This window comes from Colwellia sp. Bg11-12, assembly GCF_014076955.1.
Classification (GTDB): domain Bacteria; phylum Pseudomonadota; class Gammaproteobacteria; order Enterobacterales; family Alteromonadaceae; genus Colwellia_A.
The window spans coordinates 1-241 of sequence record NZ_JACGUZ010000066.1; the positions used below are offsets into that span (position 1 = coordinate 1).

At 49.0% G+C, this 241-nt stretch carries 1 tRNA gene; it reads right to left on the reverse strand.

What is annotated here, in order from left to right:
- Positions 1 to 119: 119 nt before the first annotated feature.
- Positions 120 to 196: transfer RNA gene (locus tag H4J39_RS08555), tRNA-Met, on the reverse strand.
- Positions 197 to 241 lie beyond the last annotated feature (45 nt).

Consider the following 241-nt stretch of genomic DNA (forward strand, 5'->3'; position numbering starts at 1 on the left):
ATTTGAACTGACGACCTTCGGGTTATGAGCCCGACGAGCTACCAGACTGCTCCATCCCGCGTCCGAATGACCTACAATAAGTAGGAAGCCCTAAAGGTTTTAATTCTCTTTAGAAGAATTGGTTGCGGGAGCCAGATTTGAACTGACGACCTTCGGGTTATGAGCCCGACGAGCTACCAGACTGCTCCATCCCGCGTCCGAATGACCTACAATAAGTAGGAAGCCCTAAAGGTTTTAATTC